The 23,486-nt window shown below is 69.2% G+C and carries 20 protein-coding genes and 4 pseudogenes; 6 read left to right on the top strand and 18 right to left on the bottom strand.

Annotated features, from left to right (window positions below; translation table 11 throughout):
* From WCD84_RS09725 to WCD84_RS09705, 5 genes and pseudogenes are all read left to right on the top strand, one after another.
* Positions 1-185 (top strand): annotated as a pseudogene (locus WCD84_RS09725) (prepilin peptidase); the annotation flags it as partial.
* 335 nt (positions 186-520) lie between these two features.
* A complete protein-coding gene (locus WCD84_RS09720; protein WP_343281230.1) occupies positions 521-796 on the top strand; it encodes a BrnT family toxin in 276 nt (91 codons plus the stop codon).
* Positions 756-1,055 carry a BrnA antitoxin family protein gene (locus WCD84_RS09715; protein ID WP_343281229.1) on the top strand — a complete coding sequence of 100 codons (300 nt, stop codon included), beginning with the start codon at positions 756-758 and terminating at the stop codon, positions 1,053-1,055. Before WCD84_RS09720 ends, WCD84_RS09715 begins: the two co-directional genes overlap by 41 nt.
* A 110-nt stretch (positions 1,056-1,165) precedes the next feature.
* Positions 1,166-1,801: a dephospho-CoA kinase gene (gene coaE, locus WCD84_RS09710; RefSeq protein WP_343281228.1), complete on the top strand. Its 636-nt coding sequence runs from the start codon at positions 1,166-1,168 to the stop codon at positions 1,799-1,801.
* 43 nt (positions 1,802-1,844) lie between these two features.
* Positions 1,845-2,111 (top strand): hypothetical protein, encoded by a 267-nt coding sequence (locus WCD84_RS09705; protein WP_343281227.1) that lies wholly within the window; start codon positions 1,845-1,847, stop codon positions 2,109-2,111.
* Between the two features lie 45 nt (positions 2,112-2,156).
* Here WCD84_RS09705 and WCD84_RS09700 read toward each other — a convergent pair whose 3' ends face one another.
* The 4 genes and pseudogenes from WCD84_RS09700 to WCD84_RS09685 all read right to left on the bottom strand — a co-directional run bounded on the left by WCD84_RS09700 (position 2,157) and on the right by WCD84_RS09685 (position 7,268).
* The gene (locus tag WCD84_RS09700) at positions 2,157-2,996 is read right to left on the bottom strand and encodes a thiamine phosphate synthase (RefSeq protein WP_343281234.1); all 840 of its coding nucleotides are present in this window, start codon (positions 2,994-2,996) and stop codon (positions 2,157-2,159) included.
* Positions 2,982-3,422, bottom strand: a pseudogene (gene mutT, locus WCD84_RS09695) (8-oxo-dGTP diphosphatase MutT); the annotation flags it as partial. The gene WCD84_RS09700 and the pseudogene mutT, both read right to left, overlap by 15 nt.
* 129 nt (positions 3,423-3,551) lie before the next feature.
* Positions 3,552-6,281 carry a preprotein translocase subunit SecA gene (secA, locus tag WCD84_RS09690; protein WP_343254275.1) on the bottom strand — a complete coding sequence of 910 codons (2,730 nt, stop codon included), beginning with the start codon at positions 6,279-6,281 and terminating at the stop codon, positions 3,552-3,554.
* A gap of 111 nt (positions 6,282-6,392) precedes the next feature.
* Entirely contained in the window at positions 6,393-7,268 is an 876-nt protein-coding gene (locus WCD84_RS09685) for a M23 family metallopeptidase (protein WP_343281226.1), read from the bottom strand.
* 46 nt (positions 7,269-7,314) lie between these two features.
* On the opposite strand from WCD84_RS09685, the gene WCD84_RS09680 reads away from it, so the two are divergent.
* The gene (locus WCD84_RS09680) at positions 7,315-7,761 is read left to right on the top strand and encodes a DUF721 domain-containing protein (RefSeq protein WP_343254277.1); all 447 of its coding nucleotides are present in this window, start codon (positions 7,315-7,317) and stop codon (positions 7,759-7,761) included.
* A 372-nt stretch (positions 7,762-8,133) separates the two neighbouring features.
* Here WCD84_RS09680 and lpxC read toward each other — a convergent pair whose 3' ends face one another.
* The 14 genes and pseudogenes from lpxC to rsmH form a co-directional block, all read right to left on the bottom strand.
* A complete protein-coding gene (gene lpxC, locus WCD84_RS09675; RefSeq protein ID WP_343281225.1) occupies positions 8,134-9,045 on the bottom strand; it encodes a UDP-3-O-acyl-N-acetylglucosamine deacetylase in 912 nt (303 codons plus the stop codon).
* A gap of 197 nt (positions 9,046-9,242) precedes the next feature.
* Positions 9,243-9,392, bottom strand: a pseudogene (locus tag WCD84_RS14365) (cell division protein FtsZ); the annotation flags it as partial.
* A 137-nt stretch (positions 9,393-9,529) separates the two neighbouring features.
* Positions 9,530-10,508: pseudogene (gene ftsZ, locus WCD84_RS09670) on the bottom strand (cell division protein FtsZ); the annotation flags it as partial.
* Positions 10,509-10,713: 205 nt separating this feature from the next.
* Positions 10,714-11,949 carry a cell division protein FtsA gene (gene ftsA / locus WCD84_RS09665; RefSeq protein WP_343254280.1) on the bottom strand — a complete coding sequence of 412 codons (1,236 nt, stop codon included), beginning with the start codon at positions 11,947-11,949 and terminating at the stop codon, positions 10,714-10,716.
* A complete protein-coding gene (locus tag WCD84_RS09660) occupies positions 11,946-12,653 on the bottom strand; it encodes a cell division protein FtsQ/DivIB (protein ID WP_343281223.1) in 708 nt (235 codons plus the stop codon). The genes ftsA and WCD84_RS09660 overlap by 4 nt, the downstream gene beginning before the upstream one ends.
* Positions 12,650-13,603, bottom strand: a complete 954-nt coding sequence (locus WCD84_RS09655) for a D-alanine--D-alanine ligase (RefSeq protein ID WP_343281222.1) — start codon at positions 13,601-13,603, stop codon at positions 12,650-12,652. The genes WCD84_RS09660 and WCD84_RS09655 overlap by 4 nt, the downstream gene beginning before the upstream one ends.
* Positions 13,600-15,054, bottom strand: a complete 1,455-nt coding sequence (gene murC, locus WCD84_RS09650; RefSeq protein ID WP_449280096.1) for a UDP-N-acetylmuramate--L-alanine ligase — start codon at positions 15,052-15,054, stop codon at positions 13,600-13,602. The genes WCD84_RS09655 and murC overlap by 4 nt, the downstream gene beginning before the upstream one ends.
* Positions 15,051-16,355 carry a putative lipid II flippase FtsW gene (ftsW, locus tag WCD84_RS09645; RefSeq protein WP_343281221.1) on the bottom strand — a complete coding sequence of 435 codons (1,305 nt, stop codon included), beginning with the start codon at positions 16,353-16,355 and terminating at the stop codon, positions 15,051-15,053. The genes murC and ftsW overlap by 4 nt, the downstream gene beginning before the upstream one ends.
* Positions 16,355-17,440: a phospho-N-acetylmuramoyl-pentapeptide-transferase gene (mraY, locus tag WCD84_RS09640; RefSeq protein WP_343254284.1), complete on the bottom strand. Its 1,086-nt coding sequence runs from the start codon at positions 17,438-17,440 to the stop codon at positions 16,355-16,357. The genes ftsW and mraY overlap by 1 nt, the downstream gene beginning before the upstream one ends.
* Entirely contained in the window at positions 17,430-19,037 is a 1,608-nt protein-coding gene (locus tag WCD84_RS09635; protein ID WP_343281220.1) for a UDP-N-acetylmuramoyl-tripeptide--D-alanyl-D-alanine ligase, read from the bottom strand. Before WCD84_RS09635 ends, mraY begins: the two co-directional genes overlap by 11 nt.
* Entirely contained in the window at positions 19,034-20,509 is a 1,476-nt protein-coding gene (locus tag WCD84_RS09630; protein WP_343281219.1) for a UDP-N-acetylmuramoyl-L-alanyl-D-glutamate--2,6-diaminopimelate ligase, read from the bottom strand. Before WCD84_RS09630 ends, WCD84_RS09635 begins: the two co-directional genes overlap by 4 nt.
* The gene (locus WCD84_RS09625) at positions 20,506-22,329 is read right to left on the bottom strand and encodes a peptidoglycan D,D-transpeptidase FtsI family protein (protein WP_343281218.1); all 1,824 of its coding nucleotides are present in this window, start codon (positions 22,327-22,329) and stop codon (positions 20,506-20,508) included. The genes WCD84_RS09630 and WCD84_RS09625 overlap by 4 nt, the downstream gene beginning before the upstream one ends.
* The gene (ftsL, locus tag WCD84_RS09620; protein WP_343254288.1) at positions 22,326-22,589 is read right to left on the bottom strand and encodes a cell division protein FtsL; all 264 of its coding nucleotides are present in this window, start codon (positions 22,587-22,589) and stop codon (positions 22,326-22,328) included. The genes WCD84_RS09625 and ftsL overlap by 4 nt, the downstream gene beginning before the upstream one ends.
* The gene (gene rsmH, locus WCD84_RS09615; protein WP_449280097.1) at positions 22,586-23,482 is read right to left on the bottom strand and encodes a 16S rRNA (cytosine(1402)-N(4))-methyltransferase RsmH; all 897 of its coding nucleotides are present in this window, start codon (positions 23,480-23,482) and stop codon (positions 22,586-22,588) included. The genes ftsL and rsmH overlap by 4 nt, the downstream gene beginning before the upstream one ends.
* Positions 23,483-23,486 lie beyond the last annotated feature (4 nt).

Below are 23,486 nucleotides of genomic sequence, written 5' to 3'. Positions count from 1 at the left end.
TGCTGCCGATCATCCTGGTGTCGTCGCTGGTGGGCGCGGTGATTGGTGGCGCCTGGCTGATGATCAAGGGCCGCGAGCGCGCCACGCCGATTCCCTTTGGGCCGTTCCTGGCGGCGGCGGGGTGGATCGTGTTCATGTGGGGCGATCCGATGATCGGGTGGTACCGGAACCTGGCTGGGTTCTGACGTAGCGGCCTTCGACGCTTGGCGGCCCTATGCGCCACCTGCGCATCGAGCGCATCGCAAGCCCCTGTAGGAGCGGCTATAGCCGCGACCGCCAAGCACCCCTTTGGCCATTTCCTGGCGGAATCCGGCCGGATCGTCTTCATGTCGGGCAATCGGATCATGGGTGCCTACCGGTCCTGCGCCGGCCTCCGAGCCGCTCTACCCCGCGCCACGGCAATTCCTTCGCGAGCACCGGCGGAATGCCCGATTCGCCTTCCTTCCCCCTTGGGGAACACTGGTCAACAGCGTCTGGCGGCACGGCTTGCTCTCTTTTAATATTTGTTACTACAATAAAGATGAAGATCACCTTCGACGAAACCAAGCGCGCGACGACCCTGCTGGAACGCGGTTTGGATTTTGCCGACGCAGATGAGGTATTCGCAGGACCCACTGTGACCATCGAGGACACACGCCGCGACTACGGCGAAATCCGCTGGATCACTATGGGATTGCTTGGACGACGCGCAGTGGTGCTGGTCTGGACTCTTCGCGGCAGTGACTCACGCCGCATCATTTCGATGAGATACGCACATGACGACGAAGTCGAAAGATTCGGCCTCCACCTGGGTTGATCCAGACGATGCTCCCAAGCTGACCGAAGCCGACCTGAAACAAGGCACTTGGCGCATCGGCACCCGCGTGGTGTCTCCTGCCAAGGCCCGTGAAGCAGTAGCGCGGCGCGGTCGGCCACCCGGAAGCGGCGTGAAGGAATCGACCACCATCCGCTTCGACAAGGACGTTCTGGAGGCCTTCAAGGCCGGTGGTCCGGGTTGGCAGTCGCGCATGAATGCCGCTCTACGGGAATGGCTGAACGCGCATCCCCAACGCTGACCCTCAAGCCCCTGTAGAAGCGGCCATAACCGCGCGCCAAGCACCTCCTCTTCGGGCCATTCCTGACGGCAGCCCGATCGATGGCGCATCTTCTCTGCCAAACTCCTTGAATGGCCCACTACACCATCGCTCTCACCGGCGGCATCGCCTCCGGAAAGTCCGAGGTCGAGCGCCGCTTCCGCGCGCTCGGTGTCCCCGTGGCCGATGCCGACGTCGCGGCGCGCGAGGTGGTGGAACCCGGCACGCCCGGGCTGGCCGAGATCGTGGCGGCGTTTGGCCCCGAGGTGCTGGGGGCCGGCGGCGCCATGGACCGCGCGGCCATGCGCCGGCGGGTCTTCGCCGACAGCGGCGCGCGCCTGCAGCTGGAAGCCATCATCCATCCCCGGGTGCGCAGCGCGCTGCGCACCGCCTGCAAAGCCGCGCCTGGCCCCTACGCCATGGCCGCCATCCCCCTGTTCGCCGAAGCCGCGCGCGATGCCTACGCGGAGTGGATCGACCGCGTGCTGGTGGTGGACGTGCCGGTGGAGCTCCAGTTGCAGCGCCTGCTGCGGCGCGACGGCATCGACGAGGCACTGGCCTGGAACATGATCCGCGCCCAGGCCACCCGCGAGCAGCGGCTGGCGGTGGCGGACGACGTCATCGCCAACGACGGGCCGCTTGAGGCGCTGGATGCCGCCGTGGTGGCACTGCATGAGCGCTACCTCACCCTGGCAGGCCCTGCCCCACCGCTGTGGGAGCCGCTATAGCGGCGATTCCCACCACCCGCCGCATCCCCCCGCCATGTCCGCAATGCGCCTCCTCGCCGCCCTTGCCAGCCTCGCCGTCCTCGCCGGCTACCCGCTGCTGATGACCCGCTACCCGGGATTCACCCTTCTGTCGCCGCGCGGCGGAGTGGTGATGCAGGGCATTTCGCTGCTGATCGCGAACGCCGGCATCTGGTTGGCTGGATACAAGGGTCTCAGTCCGGCCATGCGCTTCCAGTGCGCGGCCGCCGGCTGGATCTGGATCCTGGTGCAGGCTGGAGGAGGGATCTATATGTACGTGGCGGCCGGGTAACGCACCGGGAAGCCCAGCCGCCGAGACCAGGGCAGAGTGCGGCCGCTATCGCCGTGCGCCACCCCAGAGGCTGCGGATGGCGGCGATGCCCTGTGCGCCGTGGCGACGGGCGTCTTCGAGGTCGGTGGGGGCCAGGCCACCGAGGGCGTAGATCGGGAGGCTGACGTCCTCACGCAGGCGGGCGAAGGCATCCCAGCCGATGCCCGGCTCCCCGGGATGCGTTGCGGTGGGCTTCACCGCCCCGACGATTGCGAAGTCGCAGCCCAGGCGGGTGGCATGGGAGAGTTCGGTGGCGTTGTGGCATGAGGCGGCCAGCAGGGCGCCGTCCGCGAGCGCGGGCCGCGCGTCCAGGCCGGCAAGCTGGGCAGCGCGAAGGTGGAGGCCGATGCCGAGTTCGCGGGCGAGATCAGCGTCACCGTTGACCAGGATGTCTGCGCCGGCCGCGCGGCAGCGCTCGGCGGCGGCGATGGCGAGTTCGCGCTGCAGGCCGGGACCGAGGCCGGGAAGGCGGATCTGGATGCGGGCGATGCCGCTGTCGAGGGTCGCATCAAGGGCGGAAAGCCACTGCGCCGCAGCGGCCTGTGTGGGAGCGGCGCTGGTAGGAGCTGCCTTGGTGAGAGCGGCCTTTGTGGGAGCGGCCTTTGTGGGAGCGGCCTTTGTGGGAGCGGCCTTTGTGGCAGCGGCCTTTGTGGGGGCGGCCTTTGTGGGAGCGGCTTTTGTGGGAGCGGCTATAGCCGCGATAACTGTCTCGGGATCGCGGCTATAGCCGCTCCCACAGGAGCTGCTGCTTCTACCGGAATTACTGCTGCTCCCACAAGAACTGCTACTACCGGAACTGCTGCTTTCACAGGAACTACTACTGCTCCAACCTGGTTCGGGGCTGATGGCGTAGAGCGCCGGCTGCAGGAGTGCTGCGACGACGGGGATATCCGCCGGCGGCATGGCATAGCTGGGCAGCTTGTGCGGCGGGACCCAGGCCAGGGCCTGGCCTTCGCGGCCGCGGGGGATGCCGGTCCAGCGGGTCACGTGGCGCACGTCCAGGCGCAGGCGCTTGCCGGGATAGGCCTGGGGGACGGTGATCAGGTGCGCGCCGACATGGGCCTGGATGCCGAGCTCTTCGTGCAGCTCGCGCACCAGAGCGGCCTCGGGCGTCTCACCCGGCTCGCGCTTGCCGCCGGGAAATTCCCAGAGACCGGCGAGGTCGCGGTTGGCGGTGCGGCGTGCGAGGAGGATGCGGCCGCTGGCATCGGTGATGACGGCGGCGAGGACTTCGACCGGGTTCAACGCACGAACCCGGCTTTGTAGGAGCAGTTATAGCTGCGATTGCTGCGGGTCGCAGCTATAGCTGCTCCTACAGGGCGCCTGCGGGGAGCGATCGCGGCTATAGCCGCTCCCACAACGGCGGGTATTGCGGCTATGGCCGCCCCTACAGGAAGTGGGTCAGGTGATCTGCCCATGGCAGTGCTTGTACTTCTTGCCGCTGCCGCAGGGGCAGGGGTCGTTGCGGCCGACCTTGGGCATGCGCTCGGCGGGGTCGCCGTCAAGCTGGTAGTCGGGCTGGGCGGCTTCTTCGTCGGCGCTGTAGCCGCCGCTGTCGGCATGCTGGAACTGCATCTGGCCGGCCTGGGCGGCGGCCTGGGCGCGCTCCTGGGCTTCCATCGCGGCAACCTCTTCCTCGGTGCGCACGCGCACGCGGGCCAGCATCATCACCACTTCGCGCTTGACCTTCTCCAAGAGCTCGGAGAACAGCTCGTAGGCTTCCTTCTTGTATTCCTGCTTGGGCTGCTTCTGGGCATAGCCGCGCAGGTGGATGCCCTGGCGCAGGTAGTCCATGCGCGCGAGGTGCTGCTTCCAGTTGTCGTCAAGCACGCTGAGCATGATGTGCTTTTCGAGCATGCGCATGGTCTCGGGGCCGGTGCTGGCCTCCTTCTCGGCATAGCTCTGCTCGACCAGCTCCTGCACGTGGCGCAGGATGCCTTCGGCGTCCAGCTCGGGCTGGGCGGCGGCCCACTCCACCAGCCCGCTCTGCAGGCTGAAGTCGGCCTCGAGCGTGGCCTGCAGGCCCGGGAGGTCCCACTGGTCGTCGACCGAATCCGGCGGCACGAAGCGGTCCACCGTCTCGGCCACCACGTCGCCGCGGATGCCGGCGATGTTGTCGGCGATGTCGTCGGACTCGAGCAGTTCGTTGCGCTGGCCGTAGATCACCTTGCGCTGGTCGTTGTTGACGTCGTCGAAGTCGAGCAGGTTCTTGCGGATGTCGAAGTTGTGCGATTCGACCTTGCGCTGCGCGTTGGCGATCTGCTTGGAGACCAGCGGCGACTCGATGATGTCGTCTTCCTTCAGCCCCATGCGCGCCATCACCTTCTGCACCCAGTCGGCGGCGAAGATGCGCATCAGGTTGTCTTCAAGCGACAGGTAGAAGCGGCTGGAACCCGGGTCGCCCTGGCGGCCGGAGCGGCCGCGGAGCTGGTTGTCGATGCGGCGCGATTCGTGGCGTTCGGTGCCGACGATATGCAGGCCGCCGGCGGCCTTGACCGCGTCGTGGCGCTGCTGCCATTCGGCCTTGACGCGTTCGCGGGTGGCGTCGTCGACTTCGCCCGCGGCCTCGAGTGCGGCCATCTCGACCTCGAGCGAACCGCCAAGCACGATGTCGGTGCCGCGGCCGGCCATGTTGGTGGCGATGGTGACCGCGCCGGGCGTGCCGGCATTGGCCACGATCTGCGCCTCGCGCTCGTGCTGCTTGGCGTTGAGCACTTCGTGGTGGATGCCGGCTTCGCGCAGCTGCTCGCTGAGCAGCTCCGAGACCTCGATCGAGGTGGTGCCGACCAGCACCGGCTGCTTGCGCGCGTGCGCTTCCTTCAGTTCGTTGACCACGGCGCGGTACTTGCCGGCGCGGTTGAGGAACACCGCATCCGGGTGGTCGACGCGGACCATCTCGCGGTTGGTGGGGATGACCACCACTTCCAGGCTGTAGATCGACTGGAACTCGAAGGCTTCGGTGTCGGCGGTGCCGGTCATGCCCGCAAGCTTGTTGTACATGCGGAACAGGTTCTGGAAGGTGATGCTGGCCAGCGTCTGGTTCTCGCGCTGCACCGGCACGCCTTCCTTGGCCTCGACCGCCTGGTGCAGGCCGTCGGACCAGCGGCGCCCGGTCAGGGTGCGGCCGGTGAACTCGTCGACAATGATCACTTCGCCGTCGCGGACGATGTAATCGACGTCGCGCTGGTAGATCGCGTGCGCGCGCATGGCGGCGTTGAGGTGGTGCACGACGTGGATGTTCTGCGGGTCGTACAGGCCGTCGTCTTCCTCGAGGATGCCGGCGCGGCGCAGCAGGGTCTCGGCAAGTTCCTGGCCGGACTCCGACAGGTGCACCTGCTTGCCCTTCTCGTCCACCCAGTAGTCGCCTTCGGCCTCTTCGTTGGCCTGGCGGGTGAACTCGGGGACGATGCGGTTGACCTTGATATAGAGGTCGGGGGTTTCGTCGGCGGGGCCGGAGATGATCAGCGGCGTGCGCGCCTCGTCGATCAGGATCGAGTCGACCTCGTCGATGATCGCGTAGTTCAGGCCGCGCTGGTAGCGCTGCTCCTTCGACAGCGCCATGTTGTCGCGCAGGTAGTCGAAGCCGAACTCGTTGTTGGTGCCGTAGGTGATGTCGGCGTTGTAGGCGGCGTTCTTGTCGCCGTGCGGCATGCCCGGATAGACCACGCCCACCGACAGGCCCAGCCAGTTGTAGAGCTTGCCCATCCACGCCGAGTCGCGGCGGGCCAGGTAGTCGTTGACGGTGACCACGTGCACGCCCTTGCCGTCGAGCGCGTTGAGGTAGGTGGGCAGCGTGCCGACCAGGGTCTTGCCCTCGCCGGTGCGCATCTCGGCGATCTTGCCGGTGTGCAGCACCATGCCGCCGACCAGCTGCACGTCGTAGTGGCGCATGCCGAGCACGCGCACCGAGGCCTCGCGGCAGACGGCGAAGGCTTCGGGCAGGAGCTTGTCGAGCGATTCACCGTTGGCGATGCGCTGCCTGAATTCGGGGGTCTTGGCCTGGAGTTCGGCGTCGGAAAGCGCCTGCATCTGCGGTTCGAACGCGTTGACCTTGGCGACGATCTTCGTGTACTGACCGACGATGCGTTCGTTGCGGCTGCCGAAGACGCTGGTGAGCAGGCGATTGAGCATTGGATGACCGGTTGGTGGAAGGGGGGCAAAAACGGGAAAAGGGCGCAAGGCGCCCTTTCCAGCTGGCTGCGACATTGTAGCGTGGGGTCCGGGACCCCGCCTATCAAGCGCTCAGGCCTTCTTCTTCTCGCCCAGGAACTTGCGCGGGTTGGCGACGCGGCCGTTCTCCCACACTTCGAAGTGCACGTGGGCGCCGGTGCTGCGGCCGGTGCTGCCGGCGCGGGCGATCTGCTGGCCCACGCGCACCAGGTCGCCGACCTGCACCACGTTGGCCGAGTTGTGGGCGTAACGGGTGACGTAGCCGTTGCCGTGGTCGATCTCGACCACCTTGCCGTAGCCGGAGCGCACGCCGGAGTAGCTCACCACGCCGTCGGCCACGGCCATGACGGTGTCGCCGGTGCGGGCATCGAAATCGATGCCCTTGTGGTACGCGGAGCCGCCGCCGAAGGGGTCGGCGCGGCGGCCGAAGCCGGAGGTGATGTAGCTGGCGGCCACCGGCGAGCGCGAAGGAACCGAGTTGCGGTCGATCTCGCGGTTGAACAGCAGCATTTCGAGCACCGAGAGCTGGTCGCCGGCGATGCCGAACTCGCCGTCGACGCCGGCGATGCCTTCGCGCAGCTCGCCGGCCGGCATGTCGCGCACCGGGCCGTGGCCACCGACGCCCACCGGGCTGTTGAAGTCGAACTCGCCGTCGCCAAGCTGGGCGACGCGGGTCAGCCGGTCGCCGAGGGCGTTGAGGCGGTTGGCCTGGGCCTGCAGCTCGCCAAGGCGGGCGGCCAGTGCATTGACCTCGCGCTGCGCGGCGCGGCGGGTGTCATCGAGCTGCGCGTCCTGGCTGGCGATCTCGGCGCGCAGCGCGTTGACTTCGCCCGACTGCACGGCGGCGCCGATCGCGGCGCCCAGCACCAGGGTCGCGCCCAGCAGGGCCATCGGCTGCCTGCCCCCGGCCTGCGCCAGGCGGCGCCCGCCCCGGCGGACGTAATGCATGAGCCAGTCGTGTGAGTGTTGAAGCGTACGGTGTAGAGTCATCTGGATGTCTTCTGGCAATGCCAATTCGGTCTCCCCAAAAGGTCCGCGCGCCGTCTTCGACGCGCTGGCGGCCGATGTCTCCGGCCGTTCCCCGATCCAGCGCGCCATGTGGCTCGATGCACTGGACCGCACCCTGCGTCCCCACCTCCCACCTTCACTGTCCGCGCACGCGCGACTTGCAAATGTGGATGGCGCAAGGTTGGTGTACCTGGTGGATTCGCCGCTGTGGAACGCCAGCCTGAGGCATGCCGCTCCAGCGCTCCTGGATGCCGCCCGTTCGCACGGGCTGAAGGTCCGGGAGCTCAGGGTCAAGACGACCACCCAACCGCTCTTCCCGCCTGCGCGGGTTGAAGCGACTGCACGTCCGTTGTCGGCGTCCGCACCGGAAGGGCTGCGGGCCGCCTTGGCGTCCCTGCGCGAAGCCATTGGCAACGGCAAGAACGAGTCCTGAAATCAGGCCGCGCTTTTGGCGCGGACGGGGCATCCTAACGGCCATTGCCCGCCGAAACGTTAACCGGATGCGGTGTTCTGGTCCCGATTTCGTTAAATTTCCGTAAATATGTGACCTGGGCGGCAAGAACGCGTGAACGCCCGACAGGCCCCAGACAGGTCCGGGGGAGGCTTCTGTGGGGAGGCTTCTGTGGGGAGGCTTCTGTGGGGAGGCTTCTGTGGGGAGGCTTCTGTGGGGAGGCTTCTGTGGGGAGGCTTTTTGTGGGAGCCGCTATAGCGGCGAATCGCTGTACTGCAGGGACCGCCGTGGCGGCTGTCGCGGCCATGGCCGCTCCTACAAAAGCCCTGTTGCTCGGGCGGCGGGCTGCAGCCCTCAGGCAACCGGCTGCAGTTCGCCGTAGGCGACCGGTCCGACCTCGGCCTCGGGGTAGGTCACTTCTTCCCAGGCATCCACGTCGGCCAGCAGGGCGCGCACCAGCGTGTTGTTCAGCGCATGCCCGGACTTGTAGCCTTCGAAGGCGCCGATGATCGGCCGGCCGGCAAGGTACAGGTCGCCTACGGCATCGAGGATCTTGTGGCGCACGAACTCGTCGGCGTAGCGCAGGCCGTCGTCGTTGAGCACCCGGAAGTCGTCGAGCACGATCGCATTGTCCATCGAGCCGCCGAGGCCGAGGTTGCGGTCGCGCATGTATTCAAGGTCGCGCATGAAGCCGAAGGTGCGGGCGCGGCTGACTTCGCGGATGTAGTTCTCGGTGGTGAACTCCACCTCGGCCCGCGACCGGGCGGTCGGGATGGCGGGGTGGTTGAAGTCGATGGTGAAGCCCAGGCGGAAGCCGTCGAAGGGTTCGAAGCGGGCGATCTTGTCGCCGTCGCGGACTTCGACGGTGCGCTTGATGCGGATGAAGCGCTTGGGCGCGCCCTGCTCGACGACGCCCGCGGACTGCAGCAGGAACACGAACGGGCCGGACGAGCCGTCCATGATCGGCACTTCGGCGGCCGAGAGCTCGACCATGATGTTGTCGATGCCGAGGCCGGCCAGCGCCGACATCAGGTGTTCGACGGTCTGCACGTTGGCGCCATCCACGGACAGGCCGGTGCAGAGCGTGGTCTCGGTCACCAGCGTCGCCGCGGCCGGGATCTCGACCGCAGGCTCCACGTCCACGCGCCGGAAGACGATGCCCGAGTCCGGCGGCGCCGGGCGCAGGGTCATATAGACCTTCTCACCGCTGTGCAGCCCCACGCCGGTGGCGCGGGTGATGTTCTTGATGGTGCGCTGCTGGACCATTCACGGACTCTGGGGGAAGCGCCGGCGGCAGACAAGGCAGCCGGCAAACGGAAGCGGTTCGCAATTTAGCACGCGAGCCGCTGAACCTGAACGGAGCGCGGGCGCCACCATGCTGTGGGAGCAGCTCCAGCTGCTCCCACAGGTAATCCGGCGTCCCTGACGGTCTGAATCGCAGCTATAGCTGCTCCCACAGGGGCTCAGTCGGCCTGGCGGCGGAGGAAGGCGGGGATGTCGAGGTAGCCGCCGTCGCTGCTGCTGCCGAAATCGGCCACGGCGGGGGTGCTCGGGGCGGCGGGTTCGGCGGAGCCACGACGCAGGCCCATGCCCATGCCACCGCCGGCGGCCATCGGCTGCGCCACTTCCTCTTCGTCGATCAGCATGCCGGTGGTGCCGTCGCGGCGGCCGCCGGTGTTGATCAGCTGCACGTGCGGGCGGCGCGGGGCTTCGTTGAAGCCGGCGTCGCGGCCGTAGCCGCTGTCGCGCACCACGCCGCGCGCCTGGGCGCGGTTGAGGCCGGTGGCGACTACGGTCACGCGCACGTCGTCCTGCATGTCGGGATCGAGCACGGTGCCGATGACGATGGTCGCGTCTTCGCTTGCGAAGTTCTCGATCGTGCGGCCAACCTCGTCGAACTCGGCCATGGTGAAGTCCGGGCCGGCGGTGATGTTGACCAGGATGCCGTTGGCGCCGGCCAGGTTGACGTCGTCGAGCAGCGGGTTCTGGATCGCCGACTCGGCGGCGGCCTGGGCGCGGTCGTCGCCGCGGGCATGCCCGGTGCCCATCATCGCCAGGCCCATCTCGCTCATGACGGTGCGGACGTCGGCGAAGTCGACGTTGATCAGGCCCGGGCGCACGATCAGGTCGGCGATGCCCTGCACGGCGCCGAGCAGCACGTCATTGGCCGCGCGGAAGGCCTGCACCATGGTGGCGTTGCGGCCAAGCACGGTGATCAGCTTCTCGTTGGGGATGGTGATCAGCGAGTCGCAGTGCGCCGACAGCTCTTCGATGCCCTTCAGCGCCACCTGCATGCGGCGGCGGCCTTCGAACGGGAACGGCTTGGTGACCACGGCGACGGTCAGGATGCCCATCTCCTTGGCCAACTGCGCGACCACGGGTGCCGCACCGGTGCCGGTGCCGCCGCCCATGCCGGCGGTGATGAACACCATGTCGGCGCCCTGCAGCGCTTCCATGATCTGGTCGCGGTCCTCGAGCGCGGCCTGGCGGCCGACTTCCGGGTTCGCGCCCGCGCCCAGGCCCTTGGTGACGCCGGTGCCGAGCTGCAGCTGCAGCTTGGAACCGCAGTTCTTGATCGCCTGCGAGTCGGTGTTGGCGGTGATGAACTCCACGCCGTCCACGCTGCTGCTGACCATGTGGTTGACCGCGTTGCCGCCGCCGCCACCCACGCCGATGACCTTGATGATGGCGTTGGGGGCCATCTTTTCAACCAGTTCGAAATGCGCCATGTCCGTAGTCCTTTTGATGTCGTTATGTGGTGCTGGTGTTTTCTAGTTGTTGTTTGTTGCTGTCGCGTGCGGTTTTCGTCGTCGCCTTGCTTTTCTTCGCGGCCATGGCCGCTCCCACAAAAGCCGGGGGTCGCGGGGTGGGTCGCGGGGTGGGTCGCAGCTATAGCTGCTCCTACAGGGGTTTGGGCGGAATGCGGTCATCGGTCTAGAACTCCCCGTTGAACCAGGTCTTGAGCTTTTTCAGCAGGCTGCCGGCGCGGCCTGTGGGCAGCACGGGCCGCCGCGGGTTCTCGATCTGGCTGCCCATCAGCAGCAGGCCGACGCCGGTGGCATGCACCGGGTTGTTGACCACTTCGCCCAGGCCGGTGACGTGCTGGGGAATGCCCACGCGCACCGGCATCTGCAGCATTTCTTCGGCCAGCTCGACCACGCCTTCCATCTTCGCGGCGCCGCCGGTGAGCACCATGCCGGCGCGCACGTGCTGTTCGAAGCCCGAGCGGCGCAGTTCGGCCTGCACCATCTCGAAGATCTCCTCGTAGCGCGCCTGCACCGCCTGCGCCAGCGACTGCCGCGGCAGGCGGCGCGGCGGGCGGTCGCCGACGCTCGGCACCTGGATCGATTCCTCGCTGGTTGCCAGCTGCGCCAGCGCGCAGGCGTAGCGGACCTTGATCTGCTCGGCTTCCGGCGTCGGCGTGCGCAGCATGTGTGCGATGTCCTCGGTGACCTTGTCGCCGGCGATCGGCAGGCTGGATGTGTGACAGATCGCGCCCTGCACGAACACCGCCAGGTCCGTGGTGCCGGCGCCGATGTCGACCATCACCACGCCAAGCTCGCGCTCGTCGCTGGTCAGCACCGCGGTGCTGGACGCGAGCGACGACAGCACCAGGTCGTCGATCTGCAGGTCGCAGCGCTGCACGCACTTGGAGATGTTGGCCGCGGCCGACTGCGCGCAGACCACCAGGTGCGCATGCACCTCAAGGCGCACGCCGGTCATGCCGACGGGGTTGCGGATGCCTTCCTGCGAATCGTCGAGCACGTACTCGCGCGGGATCGCGTGCAGGATCTTCTGGTCGGCCGGGATCGCGACCGCCTTGGCGGCGTCGAGCACGCGGTCGAGGTCGGACCAGGTCACTTCGCCATCGCGGATCGGGACGATGCCCGGCGAGTTCTTGCACTGCACGTGGCTGCCGGAAATCGAGGCGTAGACCGAGCGGATGTCGCAGCCGGCCATGAGCTCGGCCTCTTCGATCGCACGCTGGATCGACTGCACGGTGGATTCGATGTCGACCACCACGCCGCGCTTCAGCCCGCGTGACTCGTGGCTGCCGATGCCGATCACCTCGATGGGGTTGCCCGGCGAGTACTCGCCGACCAGGGCCACCACCTTGGAGGTGCCGATGTCGAGGCCGACGATCAGGGCTTTGTCGCCTTTGCGGTTCATGCGGTGTGTTCCTCGGCCCATGTCAGGGCGAATCCATTGGTGTAGCGGAGATCGGCGCGTTCCAGCGGCTGGTGCCGCTGCGTCAAAAGCTGCGGAAGCAGGCGCGCGAAGCGGGCCATGCGGGTGCGCACCTGGTGGCTGCCGATGGCCACCCGGGTCCCGTTGGACAGGACCATGGTCCAGCTGCCGCGGCTGTCGAGCAGCAGCGCGCGCACGCCATACCCCGCCGGCGCGAACAGTTCGCGCGCGGCGTGATAGAGCTCGACGACGTCCTCGGCGCGGGCGTCCGGACCGTGCAGCAGCGGCAGGCCCTGCGGCATGTCGATGCCTTCGGCCGGGAACAGCTTGCCCTGCAGTGAAAGCAGGCGGTCATCGCCCCAGCGCGCGAACGGGCGGTGCTCCTGCACGCGCACTTCAAGCACGTCAGGCCAGCGCTTGCCGACGTCGGCCTGCTCCACCCACGGCAGGCGGGCGACCGACTCGCGGGCCTCGTCCAGGCGCACGGCGAAGAAGCCCTGCTGCGCATAGGGCAGCACCGCTTCACGCACGCGCGCGGGATCGACCTGCTGCAGGTTGTCGTTGATGCGCAGGGTGCGCAGCGGCCAGCGCTCGGCGCCGATCCAGCCCTGGACCACGGCCACCACCGGCAGCGCGATCAGCGCCACCGCGAGCGTCCAGGCCAGGATGCGGGCGAGCGCGTTCACAGCGTCTGCTCCAGCACGCGCCAGCACAGTTCGGCGTAGTCGCAGCCCAGCTGCGCGGCGGCCTTGGGCACCAGCGAATGGCTGGTCATGCCCGGGGCGGTGTTCACTTCGATCAGCTGCAGGCCGCGCTCGCGGTCACGCATGATGTCCACCCGGCCCCAGCCGCTGCAGCCGGCGGCGCGGAAGGCGCGCAGCGCGAGGTCGCGGATCGCGGCTTCGTCATCGCCTTCAAGCCCGGGGCACAGGTACTGCGTGTCTTCGGCGACGTACTTGGCGTGGTAGTCGTACCACTCGCCGGCGGGCACGATGCGGATCGATGGCAGCGCGATGTCGCCGAGGATGCAGACGGTGAGCTCGTCGCCGCGCACCATCTGCTCCATCAGCAGCTCGCCTTCGTAGCCGGCGGCAAATTCGATCGCGGGCGCGAGGTCGGCCTCGGCAAGCACGCGGAAGACGCCGACGCTGGAGCCTTCCGACGACGGCTTCACGAACACCGGATAGCCCAGGCGCGCCGCGGCGGCGCGCAGGTCGGCGCCCTGCGCCAGGCGCTCGTAGCGCGGCGTCGGCAGGCCTTCGGACAGCCACACCTGCTTGGTGCGGATCTTGTCGAGGGTGAGCGCGCAGCCGAGCACGTCGGAGCCGGTGAACGGCACGCCGAGCGCCTGCAGCAGCCCCTGCAGCACGCCGTTCTCGCCAACGCCGCCGTGGAGGATGTTGAACACGCGGTCGAAGCGACCGCCCTGCAGCGCGGCGAGCAGCGCGGGCACGCCGTCGACCGCCTCGGCATCGACGCCGCGCGCGCGCAGCGCAGCAAGCACGCTGCTGCCGGAATCCAGCGACACCTCGCGCTCGCTGGTGTCGCCACCCATGAGCACCGCGACGCGGCCGAAGGCGGCCGGGTCGGTCACGCTCACCGGAGGCAGGCACGGCGGCGGCAGACGTTCGCTCATGCGCCCTCCCCCGCCTTGGGGAAGCCTTCGGCCACCAGGTTCTGTGCCACCTGGCCGATGTCGCCGGCGCCCATCACCAGCAGCAGGTCGCCGTCTTCAAGGATGTCGGGCAGCACGTCGCGCAGCTCGCCGGGGGTGTTGACCACCACCGGGTCGATGCGGCCGCGGGCGCGGATGGCGCGCGCCAGCGCACGCGCGTCGGCGTTGGCCATCGGCTGTTCGCCGGCGGGATAGACCTCGGTCAGCACCAGCGCGTCGACCTCGGACAGCACGCCGGCAAAATCGTCGAGCAGGTCGCGGGTGCGGCTGTAGCGGTGCGGCTGGAATGCCACCACCAGGCGGTGATCCGGCCAGCCGCCACGGGCGGCTTCGAACACTGCGGCAAGCTCGCGCGGATGGTGGCCGTAGTCGTCGACCAGCTGCACCCGGGCGCCGCGCGCGGTGGTCAGTTCGGCAAGGCGGTTGAAGCGGCGGCCGATGCCCTCGAACTTCGCCAGCGCGTCGCGGATGGCCTCGGGCTGCACGCCCAGCTGCCAGGCCACTGCCGCCGCGGCCAGCGCGTTCTGCACGTTGTGGCGGCCGGGCAGCGCAAGCTCCATGGGCGTTGCCGAAGCGTCGGGCAGGACCAGGTCGAAGTACATGGTCGGGCCTTCCTGGCGCACGTTCTCGGCGCGGACGTCGGCATCGGCATGGAAGCCGTAGGTCATGACGTGGCGCGATACGGCGCCAGCCAGTGCGGCGACTTCCGGATCGTCGATGCACAGCACGGCCAGGCCGTAGAACGGCAGCCGGTGCAGGAATTCGGAGAACGCCTGCTGCACGCGCGCGAAGTCGCCGCCGTAGTTCTCGAGATGGTCGACGTCGATGTTGGTGACGATCGCCACCAGCGGGTTCAGGCGCAGGAAGCTGCCGTCGCTCTCGTCGGCCTCGGCCACCAGCCAGTCACCGCCGCCGAGGCGCGCGTTGGCGTCGGCGGCCAGCAGCTTGCCGCCGATCACGAAGGTCGGGTCCAGCCCGCCTTCGGCGAGCACGCTCGCAAGCAGCGAGGTGGTCGTGGTCTTGCCGTGGGTGCCGGCCACGGCCACGCCGCGGCGGAAACGCATCAGCTCGGCCAGCATCTCCGCGCGCGGCACCACCGGGATGCGCTGCGCGCGCGCTTCCATCAGCTCCGGGTTGTCCGGCTTGATGGCGCTGGACACGACCACGCAGTCGCTGGCAAGCACATTGGCCGCCGCATGCCCGCGATGCACGGTGGCGCCGAGGCTGGCGAGACGCCGGGTGACCGCGCTGTCGGCGGTATCGGATCCCGACACCTGGTAGCCAAGCGTGCACAGCACCTCCGCGATGCCGCTCATGCCGGTGCCGCCGATGCCGATGAAGTGCACGCGCGAATGCCGCCGCGCGAAGTCGGCCATGGCCACGCCGTGGGTGTCGTGGAGGCGGCGGGTCATGCGTTCACTCCGGGGGCGATCCTGGGTTCGATGCGCTGGCGCAGGCGGCTGGTGCCGCGCGCGGCCAGCGAAGGCACCGGCTGTGCGGTGGGCGGCGGCGCGGTGGTGGGCGCTGCGGCGGCCTCGCCGCGCAGGCGGGCGACCTGGCGCTGGGTGCGGTCGAGCTCATAGGACACGCGCAGCAGCAGGCCCACCGCGACGCAGGTCATCATCACGCTGGAGCCGCCCGACGACACCAGCGGCAGGGTCAGGCCCTTGGTCGGCAGCAGGCCGAGGTTGACGCCGATCGAAACCAGCGCCTGCAGGCTCATCCACAGCGCGATGCCGAAGGCGATGTAGCCGGCGAAGTGGCGGCGGGTCTCCACGCAGCGCAGGCCGATGAGGAACGCGCGGCCGACCAGCAGCGCGTACAGGCCGATCACCAGGCACACGCCGACAAAGCCCAGCTCTTCGGCGATCACCGCCAGGATGAAGTCGGTATGCGCCTCGGGCAGGTAGTTGAGCTTCTGGATCGAGGCGCCCAGGCCCACGCCCCAGAACTCGCCGCGGCCGACCGCCATCAGCGCGTTGGCCAGCTGGTAGCCGCTGTTGAAGGGGTCGGCGAAGGGATCCATGAACGAGGTCAGCCGCCGCATGCGGTAGGGCTCGGCGATCGCCACGATCGCCAGTACCGGCAGCAGCAGCAGCACCGGCGCCGCCATGCGCGGCAGGTGCACGCCGCCCAGGACCAGCATGCCGGCGGTGATCGCCAGCAGCAGCGCAAGCGAACCGAAGTCGGGCTGCAGTGCCAGCAGGATCATCAGCACGATGGCGACGCCGATGGGCTTGAGCATCGCGCCCCAGGTGGCGTTGACCTCGTCGCGGAAGCGCACCAGGTAGCTGGCAAGCCAGACGATGTACATCACCTTGACCGCCTCGACCGCCTGGAACTTGGATACGCCGAGGTTGATCCAGCGCTGCGCGCCGTTGACGCTGCTGCCGATGCCGGGCACGAACACCAGCAGCAGCGCGAGGAAGCAGCCGACCAGCAGCAGGCGGTCGAAGCGCTCGATGGTCTTGAGCTCGGTGCGCATCGCCCAGAACGCGAGCGCCGAGCCGAGGCTCATGAAGACCACGTGCCGGATCAGGAAGTAGTACGGGCCAACGCCGAGCTCTTCGCCCACGGCGATGGAGCTCGAGCCCACCATCACGATGCCCAGCGCGCCCAGGCCGAGCACGGCGCCGAGCATCCACGGGTCGAAGCGGCCGCCGATCGATTCGAGGCGGACGGCCTGGCTGGCGCGGTCGTGGGTCCTGTCCATCAGCGCACCTTCAACGTGGCCAGGCCGACCAGCACCAGGATCACCGAGATGATCCAGAAGCGCACGATCACGCGCGGCTCGGGCCAGCCCTTGAGTTCGAAGTGGTGGTGGATCGGCGCCATCCGGAACACGCGCTTGCCGGTGAGCTTGAACGACGCCACCTGGATGATCACCGACAGCGTCTCGATCACGAAGATGCCGCCCATCACCACCAGCACCAGCTCCTGGCGCACGATCACCGCGATGCTGCCGAGCACCGCGCCCAGGGCAAGCGCGCCGATGTCGCCCATGAACACCATTGCCGGATAGGTGTTGAACCAGAGGAAGCCCAACCCTGCCCCGGCGATGGCCGCGCAGATGATCACCAGCTCGCCGGCGCCGGGCACGCGCGGGATCTGCAGGTATTCGGCGAACTGCGCGTGTCCCGAGGCGTAGGCGAACACGCCCAGCGCGCAGGCCACAAGCACCGTCGGCATGATCGCGAGGCCGTCGAGGCCGTCGGTGAGGTTGACGGCGTTGGAAAAGCCGACGATCCAGAAGTAGGCGATGGTCACGAACGAGACGCCGGCAAGCGGCAGCGCCACCGCCTTGAAGAAGGGAATGTAGAAGGTGGTCGCGACCGGGGTATCGGCGCTGAACCACAGGAACAGGCCCGCGGCCAGGCCGAAGATCGACTGCAGCAGGTACTTGGTGCGCGAGCGCATGCCGTTGGGATCGCGCCTGACGATCTTGATCCAGTCGTCCCACCAGCCGATGGCACCGAACGCGACCATGATCAGCAGCACCAGCCACACATACTTGTTGCGCAGGTCGCCCCAGAGCAGCACCGAAGCCAGCACGGTGAGCAGGATCAGCCCGCCGCCCATGGTTGGCGTGCCGGCCTTGGAGAAGTGCGTCTTCGGGCCGTCCTGGCGGATCGGCTGGCCGCCCTTGTACTGGGCAAGCTTGCGGATCACCGCCGGCCCCCACCACAGCGACAGGAAGAGCGCGGTCAGCGCGGCGAGGATGCCGCGGAAGGTCAGGTAGCCGAAGAGGCCGAACAGGCCTTCGAGCTGCTCGAGCCAGCGGGTGAGTTCAAGCAGCATCGGTGTCGACTCCTTCCAGCAGCGCGCGGACCACGCGATCCATCGCGCTGCCGCGCGAGCCCTTGACGAGAATGGTGGGAGCGATCGCGGCCATGGCCGCTCCCACGGGTGCGGCATCCGGCGCGTTGGTCGCAGCTGTAGCTGCTCCTACATCGGGGGCATCGGGCGCGTTGGTCGCAGCTGTAGCTGCTCCTGCAGGGGGGGCATTAGGCGCGTTGGTCGCAGGTGTAGCTGCTCCTGCAGGGGGGGCATCGGGCGCGTTGGTCGCAGCTGTAGCTGCTCCTACAGGGTGGCGGGCGGTGCTGGCTGTTGTAGGAGCGGCTATAGCCGCGAACAGGCCCGCGACCAGTGCCTCGTGCGAAGCGAACACCTCGCCGCCCTCACCAAACGCCTCGGCGGCAGTCGCCGCCAGCTCGCCAAGCGCGAACACCCGCTCGACGCCGGCCTCGCGCGCGCGGCGCCCGGCGGCTTCGTGCAGCGCCACCGCGTCGACGCCCAGTTCGCGCATGTCACCCAACACCAGCCAGCCGCCGCCACTGGCCACGGCCAGGGTGTCGATGGCTGCGGCAAGCGAGCCGGGGTTGGCGTTGTAGCTGTCGTCCACCAGCCACGCGCCGCCTGGCAGCTGCCGGCGCACTTGACGCCCTGCGACCGGCTGCGCATGCGTCAGGCCTTCTGCGATTGCCGGCAGCGGCGTGCCGCAGGCCAGCGCCAGCGACGCCGCCGCCATCGCGTTGGCAACGCTGTGCCGGCCGGGCAGCGAGAGCGAAACGGCGGCCTCGCCTTCCGGCGTCACCAGCACGAAATCACTGCCGCCTTCGTGCAGCAGCACGTCGCGCACATGCACGTCCGCACGCGCGCCGAAACCGAAGCGCAGCACGCGGCGGCCATGGGCACGCTCGGCGAAGAACGATTCGAAGGCATCGTCGGCATTGATCACCGCGGTGCCGTCGGTCGGCAGCGCGTCGTAGATCGCGGCCTTGGTGTCGGCCACGCCCTGCAGGCTGCCCATGCGTTCGAGGTGCGCGGGTGCGATGTTGTTCACCAGCGCGACGCGCGGGCGCGCGATCGCCGCCAGGTAGGCGATGTCGCCAGGCTTGCCGGCGCCCATTTCGTACACGGCGAAGGCGGCGTCGCCGTCGGCATCGATGATCGCCAGCGGCAGGCCGATCTCGTTGTTGCGGTTGCCCGGACTTGCGGTGACGCTGCCGCAGCGGCCGAGGATCGACAGCAGCAGCTCCTTGACGCTGGTCTTGCCGTTGCTGCCGGTGATCGCGACCACGGCCTGCGCCGGACGCGTGGCCTGCAGCGCGGCGGCAAGCGAACCCAGGGCTTCGACGGTGTCGCCCACCACGACCTGCGGCAGGGCCACGTCGAGCGGGCGCGACACCAGCGCGGCCGTGGCGCCGGCGGCGGCGATCGCGGCCACATGCTCGTGGCCATCGAAATTCTCGCCGGCGATGGCGACGAACAGCGTGCTTGTCGCATGCGCGACGAAGGTGCGGCTGTCGGTCGCGACCGCATCCACCGTGACGTCCTCGCCCTGCAGGCGGCCGTTGCAGGCCTGGGCGATGCGCGAGAGCGCGATCGGAATCATGTCCGGGCCTCCAGCGCGCGGCGGGCGACGTCGCGATCATCGAATGGATGGCGCACGCCGTTGATTTCCTGGCAGGGCTCGTGGCCCTTGCCGGCGACCAGCACGATGTCGCCGGGGCCGGCGACGCCGATCGCGCGGGTGATGGCGGCGGCGCGATCGCGCTCGACCACCACCACCGCGGTATCGGGGATGCCGGCCATGATGTCGACGACGATGGCGTTGCCGTCCTCGCCGCGCGGATTGTCGTCGGTGACCACCACGAAATCGGCGCCGGCAACGGCAGCCGCGGCCATCTCCGGACGCTTGCCGCGATCACGCTCGCCGCCGCAGCCGAAGACGCAGGTGATGCGCCCGGCGGCGTGCGCGCGCACCGCGGCCAGGGCCTGCTCAAGCGCGTCGGGCGTGTGCGCGTAGTCGACCACCACCAGCGGCAGGCCGCCGTGGCCACCGAAGCGGTTCATGCGCCCGGCGATGGGCTCGAGCCGGCCAAGCACGCGTGCGATGTCCGCCGCGGCCACGCCCTGCGCGTGCAGCACCCCGGCCACCGCCAAGAGGTTCTCGACGTTGAAGCGCCCCAGCAGCGCCGAGCGCACCGGCAGCAGCTCGCTGTCGATGCGCAGCCGGAAGGCGATGCCGGCGGCATCGAGCAAGATGTCGGTCGCGGCCACCAGCGCTTCGGCATCACCGCGCGCGCTGGTGCCGATCCGGCGCAGCGCCGAGGGCAGCCGCGCGAACAGGCCGCGGCCGAAGCCGTCATCGATGTTCACCACCGCCGCCGACAGCCCGGCCACGCCGAACAGGCGCTCCTTGGCCGCGCCATAGGTGGCCATGTCGCCGTGGTAGTCGAGGTGGTCGCGGGTGAGGTTGGTGAACACGCCGACTTCGAAATGCACCGCGTCCACGCGGCCCTGGTCGAGCGCGTGCGAGCTGGTTTCCATCGCCACCGCCTGCGCACCGGCGTCGCGCAGGCCGGCCAGCAGCTCGTGCACCTGCAGCACCAGCGGCGTGGTGAAGCCGGTCGGCTGCACGTTGCCGTGCAGGCCCGCACCCAGCGTGCCGATGGTGGCGGCGCGGCGGCCGAGCAGCTCCCAGGCCTGGGCCAGCAGCTGCACGGTCGAAGTCTTGCCGTTGGTGCCGGTGACCGCGACGGTCGACATCGCCGCCGACGGCCGGCCGTGGAATTGATCGGCCATCGCGCCCATGCGCGCGCGCAGCCCGGGCACCGCGATCGCATCCGCGGGCGGCGCAGGCACGTCGGCCGGCACCGGTGGTTCGTACATCACCACCGCGGCGCCGTCGGCCAGCGCCTGTTCGGCAAAGTGCAGGCCATGGGTGCCGAAGCCGCCGATGGCGACAAAGCCGTCGCCGGCGCGCAGCGAACGGCTGTCCAGCACCAGGCCGGACACCTCCAGCGTCGCAGGGATACCGGCCACGTCGGGCAGCAGTTCGCGCAGGGCCATGCGGCGGCTCACTGGCCACCTCCGGACGCCGGCGGCGCGGCGGCGGCACGCGCGGTCGCGGCCGCGGCGACGCGCGGCGCATTGCGCGCGCGCTCCTTGGCCTGCTGCTTCGCCTGCTCCGCCAGCCAGGTCTCGATGTCGTCCGGCGGCACGTCCATCAGCCGCAGCGCGCCATCCATGACGCTCTGGAACACCGGCGCCGAAACCTGGCCGCCGTAGATGCCCTTGGCCGGATCGGGATCGTCGATCACCACCACCATCGAGAAGCGCGGGTTCTCCACCGGCACCACGCCGGCGAAAAACGACACGTAGCGGCGCGAGTAACCGCCACCGGAGGCCTTGCGCGCGGTGCCGGTCTTGCCGGCGACGTGGTAGCCCGGAATCGCCGCCTGGATGGCGGTGCCGCCGGGCTCGGTGACCGTTTGCATCATCTTCAGCACGGTGTCGGCGACCGCGGCGTCCATCACCTGCTCGGACTCGCCGTGCTGGCCCTTGACCAGGGTCGGCTGCACCGCGCGCCCGTGGTTGGCGATGGTCGCGTAGGCGCGCGCGATCTGCAGCGGCGTGGCCGACAGTCCGTAGCCGTAGCTCATGGTCTGCTTGCTGGTGCCGCTCCAGCTTGCCGCGGGCGGCAGCACACCGGACGCCTCGCCCGGGAAGCCCGAGCCGGTGCTGTCGCCGAAGCCCAGGCGCGCGATGTAGTCGTGGTAGTAGTTGTCGTCCAGGCGCTGCACGATGCGCGCGACGCCGATGTTGGAGCTCTTGGTGATCACGCCCGTGGTGTCGAGCACGCCCAGGTTGCGGTGGTCGGTGGTGCGGTAGCGACCGTTCGGCATCCAGCCCGGGTTGGTGTCGAAGATGGTCTCCGGCGTGATCACGCCCGCCGTCAGGCCCGCGGCCACGGTGATCGGCTTGATGGTGGAGCCGGGCTCGATCAGGTCGGTGACCGAGCGGTTGCGGCGCGCATCGCGGTGCTCGCCGGTGACCGCGTTCGGGTTGTAGGTCGGCAGGTTGGCCATGGCGAGGATCTCGCCGGTGGCGATGTCGAGCACCACCGCCGAACCCGCGACCGCACCGGTGCGTTCAAGCGTCGCGCGCAGCTCGCGGTGCACCAGGTACTGGATGCGGCGGTCGATGCTGAGGGTGAGGTCCTTGCCCGGCTGCGCGGCGCGCACCAGGTCCACGTTCTCGACGGTGCGGCCGCGGCGGTCGCGGATCACCTTCTGCGCACCCGGTTCGCCGCTGAGCCATTCGTCGAAGGCAAGCTCCACGCCTTCCTGGCCGGCGTCGTCGATATTGGTGAAGCCGAGCACGTGGGCCAGGGCCTCGCCCTGCGGGTAGAAGCGGCGGAACTCGCGCTGCGAGAACACGCCCGGCACCTTGTGCGCCAGGATCTGCTGCGCCTCGGCCGGGTTGATGCGGCGCTTGAGGTAGACGAATTCCTTGTCGGCGCGCTGCGCCACGCGGCGCTCGAGATGGTCGAGCGGCACGCCCAGGGCCTCGGCCAGCTCCGGCAGGCGCTCGGGATGCTTGAGCATCTCCTGCGGATTGCCCCAGACGCTGTCCACCGGCGACGACACCGCCAGCGGCTCGCCGTTGCGGTCGGTGATCATGCCGCGCGAGGTCGGGATCGGGATCTCGCGCAGGAAGCGCGAATCGGCCTTCTGCTGGTAATAGGCGTTGTCGACCAGCTGCAGGTCGACCGCGCGCGCCACCAGCACGACGCCGCACAGGCCGAGCGCGCCCACCACCAGCTTCAGCCGCCCGCGCAGGTCGAACTGCGCGCGGCCGCGGGGGCGGACGGTGCCATTGCGGTCGCGGCGGAACTTCATGGCCGCACCACCACGATGTCGCCGGCTTCCGGGAACTTCATGCCCAGCCGGGTGCGCGCGACATGGTCGATGCGGTTGGCCTCGGCCCAGGTGGCCTGCTCAAGCTGCAGGCGGCCGAAATCGATATTGAGCTCGTCGCGCTCGTCCACCAGCCGCGTCAGCTCCACGAACAGCTGGCGGTGCGCGTGGCGCGCATGCACCACGCCGATGGCCGCGACCACGTTGGCCGCCAGCAGCACGATCACCAGGAAGCGGGTCACGCCGCCACCTCCAGCTTTTCGGCCACGCGCAGCACCGCGCTGCGCGCGCGCGGGTTGCCGGCGAGCTCGGCACCATCGGCCTTCTGCGCGCCGCCGATCGCGCGCAGGCTCGGCGCGAAATCCGTGGCTTCCGGCAGGCGGCGGTTGCCCGGAGGCGCCTTCGACTGCGCGGCGATGAAGCGCTTGGCGATGCGGTCCTCGAGCGAGTGGAAGCTGATCACCGCCAGCCGGCCGCCGGGCTTCAGCGCCGCCAGCGCGGCGTCGAGGCCGGCTTCGAGATCGGCCAGCTCGCGGTTGATGTGGATGCGGATGGCCTGGAAGGAGCGCGTGGCCGGATGGATCTCGTGGCGGCCGGGCTTCGGCCGCGGCATCACCGAGGCGATCAGCGCGGCGAGCTGCGCGGTGCGGACCAGCGGTGCTTCGGCGCGGCGCTCGACGATCGTGCGCGCGATGCGGCGGCTCATGCGCTCCTCGCCATAGGTCCAGAGCACGTCGGCGATGTCGTCCGCGCTGGCGCGCGCAAGCCACTGCGCAGCGCTCTCGCCGGCATCGGGATCCATGCGCATGTCCAGCGGGCCGTCACGGCCGAAGCTGAAGCCGCGCTCGGCGACATCGAGCTGCGGCGAGGACACGCCGAGGTCGAACAGCACGCCGTCGAGTCCGCCGGCGGTGGCGTCCCAGCGGGCCAGGTCGGCGAAGCTGCCGCGGAAGATCGAGACGCGCGGATCCGCGCCGAACTCGCGTTCGGCCACGGTGATCGCGTCGGGATCCTTGTCCATCAGCAGCAGCCGGCCTCCAGCACCGAGCGCCTGCAGCACGCCACGGGCATGACCGCCGCGGCCGAAGGTGCCATCCAGGTACGTTCCGTCCTCGCGCACGCGCAGCCCTTCCATGACC

It is taken from the genome of Luteimonas changyuni (genome assembly GCF_039548395.1).
GTDB lineage: Bacteria > Pseudomonadota > Gammaproteobacteria > Xanthomonadales > Xanthomonadaceae > Luteimonas.
This window is presented reverse-complemented; position numbering and strand designations above follow the sequence as displayed.

Excerpts from the sequence above, each read along its gene's own strand:
- WCD84_RS09720 (WP_343281230.1), top strand. The coding sequence starts at position 521 with ATGAAGATCACCTTCGACGAAACCAAGCGCGCGACGACCCTGCTGGAA.
- WCD84_RS09715 (WP_343281229.1), top strand. The coding sequence starts at position 756 with ATGACGACGAAGTCGAAAGATTCGGCCTCCACCTGGGTTGATCCAGAC.
- coaE (WP_343281228.1), top strand. The coding sequence starts at position 1,166 with ATGGCCCACTACACCATCGCTCTCACCGGCGGCATCGCCTCCGGAAAG.
- WCD84_RS09705 (WP_343281227.1), top strand. The coding sequence starts at position 1,845 with ATGCGCCTCCTCGCCGCCCTTGCCAGCCTCGCCGTCCTCGCCGGCTAC.
- secA (WP_343254275.1), bottom strand. The coding sequence starts at position 6,281 with ATGCTCAATCGCCTGCTCACCAGCGTCTTCGGCAGCCGCAACGAACGC.
- WCD84_RS09685 (WP_343281226.1), bottom strand. The coding sequence starts at position 7,268 with ATGCATTACGTCCGCCGGGGCGGGCGCCGCCTGGCGCAGGCCGGGGGC.
- WCD84_RS09680 (WP_343254277.1), top strand. The coding sequence starts at position 7,315 with ATGTCTTCTGGCAATGCCAATTCGGTCTCCCCAAAAGGTCCGCGCGCC.
- lpxC (WP_343281225.1), bottom strand. The coding sequence starts at position 9,045 with ATGGTCCAGCAGCGCACCATCAAGAACATCACCCGCGCCACCGGCGTG.
- ftsA (WP_343254280.1), bottom strand. The coding sequence starts at position 11,949 with ATGAACCGCAAAGGCGACAAAGCCCTGATCGTCGGCCTCGACATCGGC.
- WCD84_RS09655 (WP_343281222.1), bottom strand. The coding sequence starts at position 13,603 with ATGAGCGAACGTCTGCCGCCGCCGTGCCTGCCTCCGGTGAGCGTGACC.
- murC (WP_449280096.1), bottom strand. The coding sequence starts at position 15,054 with ATGACCCGCCGCCTCCACGACACCCACGGCGTGGCCATGGCCGACTTC.
- ftsW (WP_343281221.1), bottom strand. The coding sequence starts at position 16,355 with ATGGACAGGACCCACGACCGCGCCAGCCAGGCCGTCCGCCTCGAATCG.
- mraY (WP_343254284.1), bottom strand. The coding sequence starts at position 17,440 with ATGCTGCTTGAACTCACCCGCTGGCTCGAGCAGCTCGAAGGCCTGTTC.
- WCD84_RS09635 (WP_343281220.1), bottom strand. The coding sequence starts at position 19,037 with ATGATTCCGATCGCGCTCTCGCGCATCGCCCAGGCCTGCAACGGCCGC.
- WCD84_RS09625 (WP_343281218.1), bottom strand. The coding sequence starts at position 22,329 with ATGAAGTTCCGCCGCGACCGCAATGGCACCGTCCGCCCCCGCGGCCGC.
- rsmH (WP_449280097.1), bottom strand. The coding sequence starts at position 23,482 with ATGGAAGGGCTGCGCGTGCGCGAGGACGGAACGTACCTGGATGGCACC.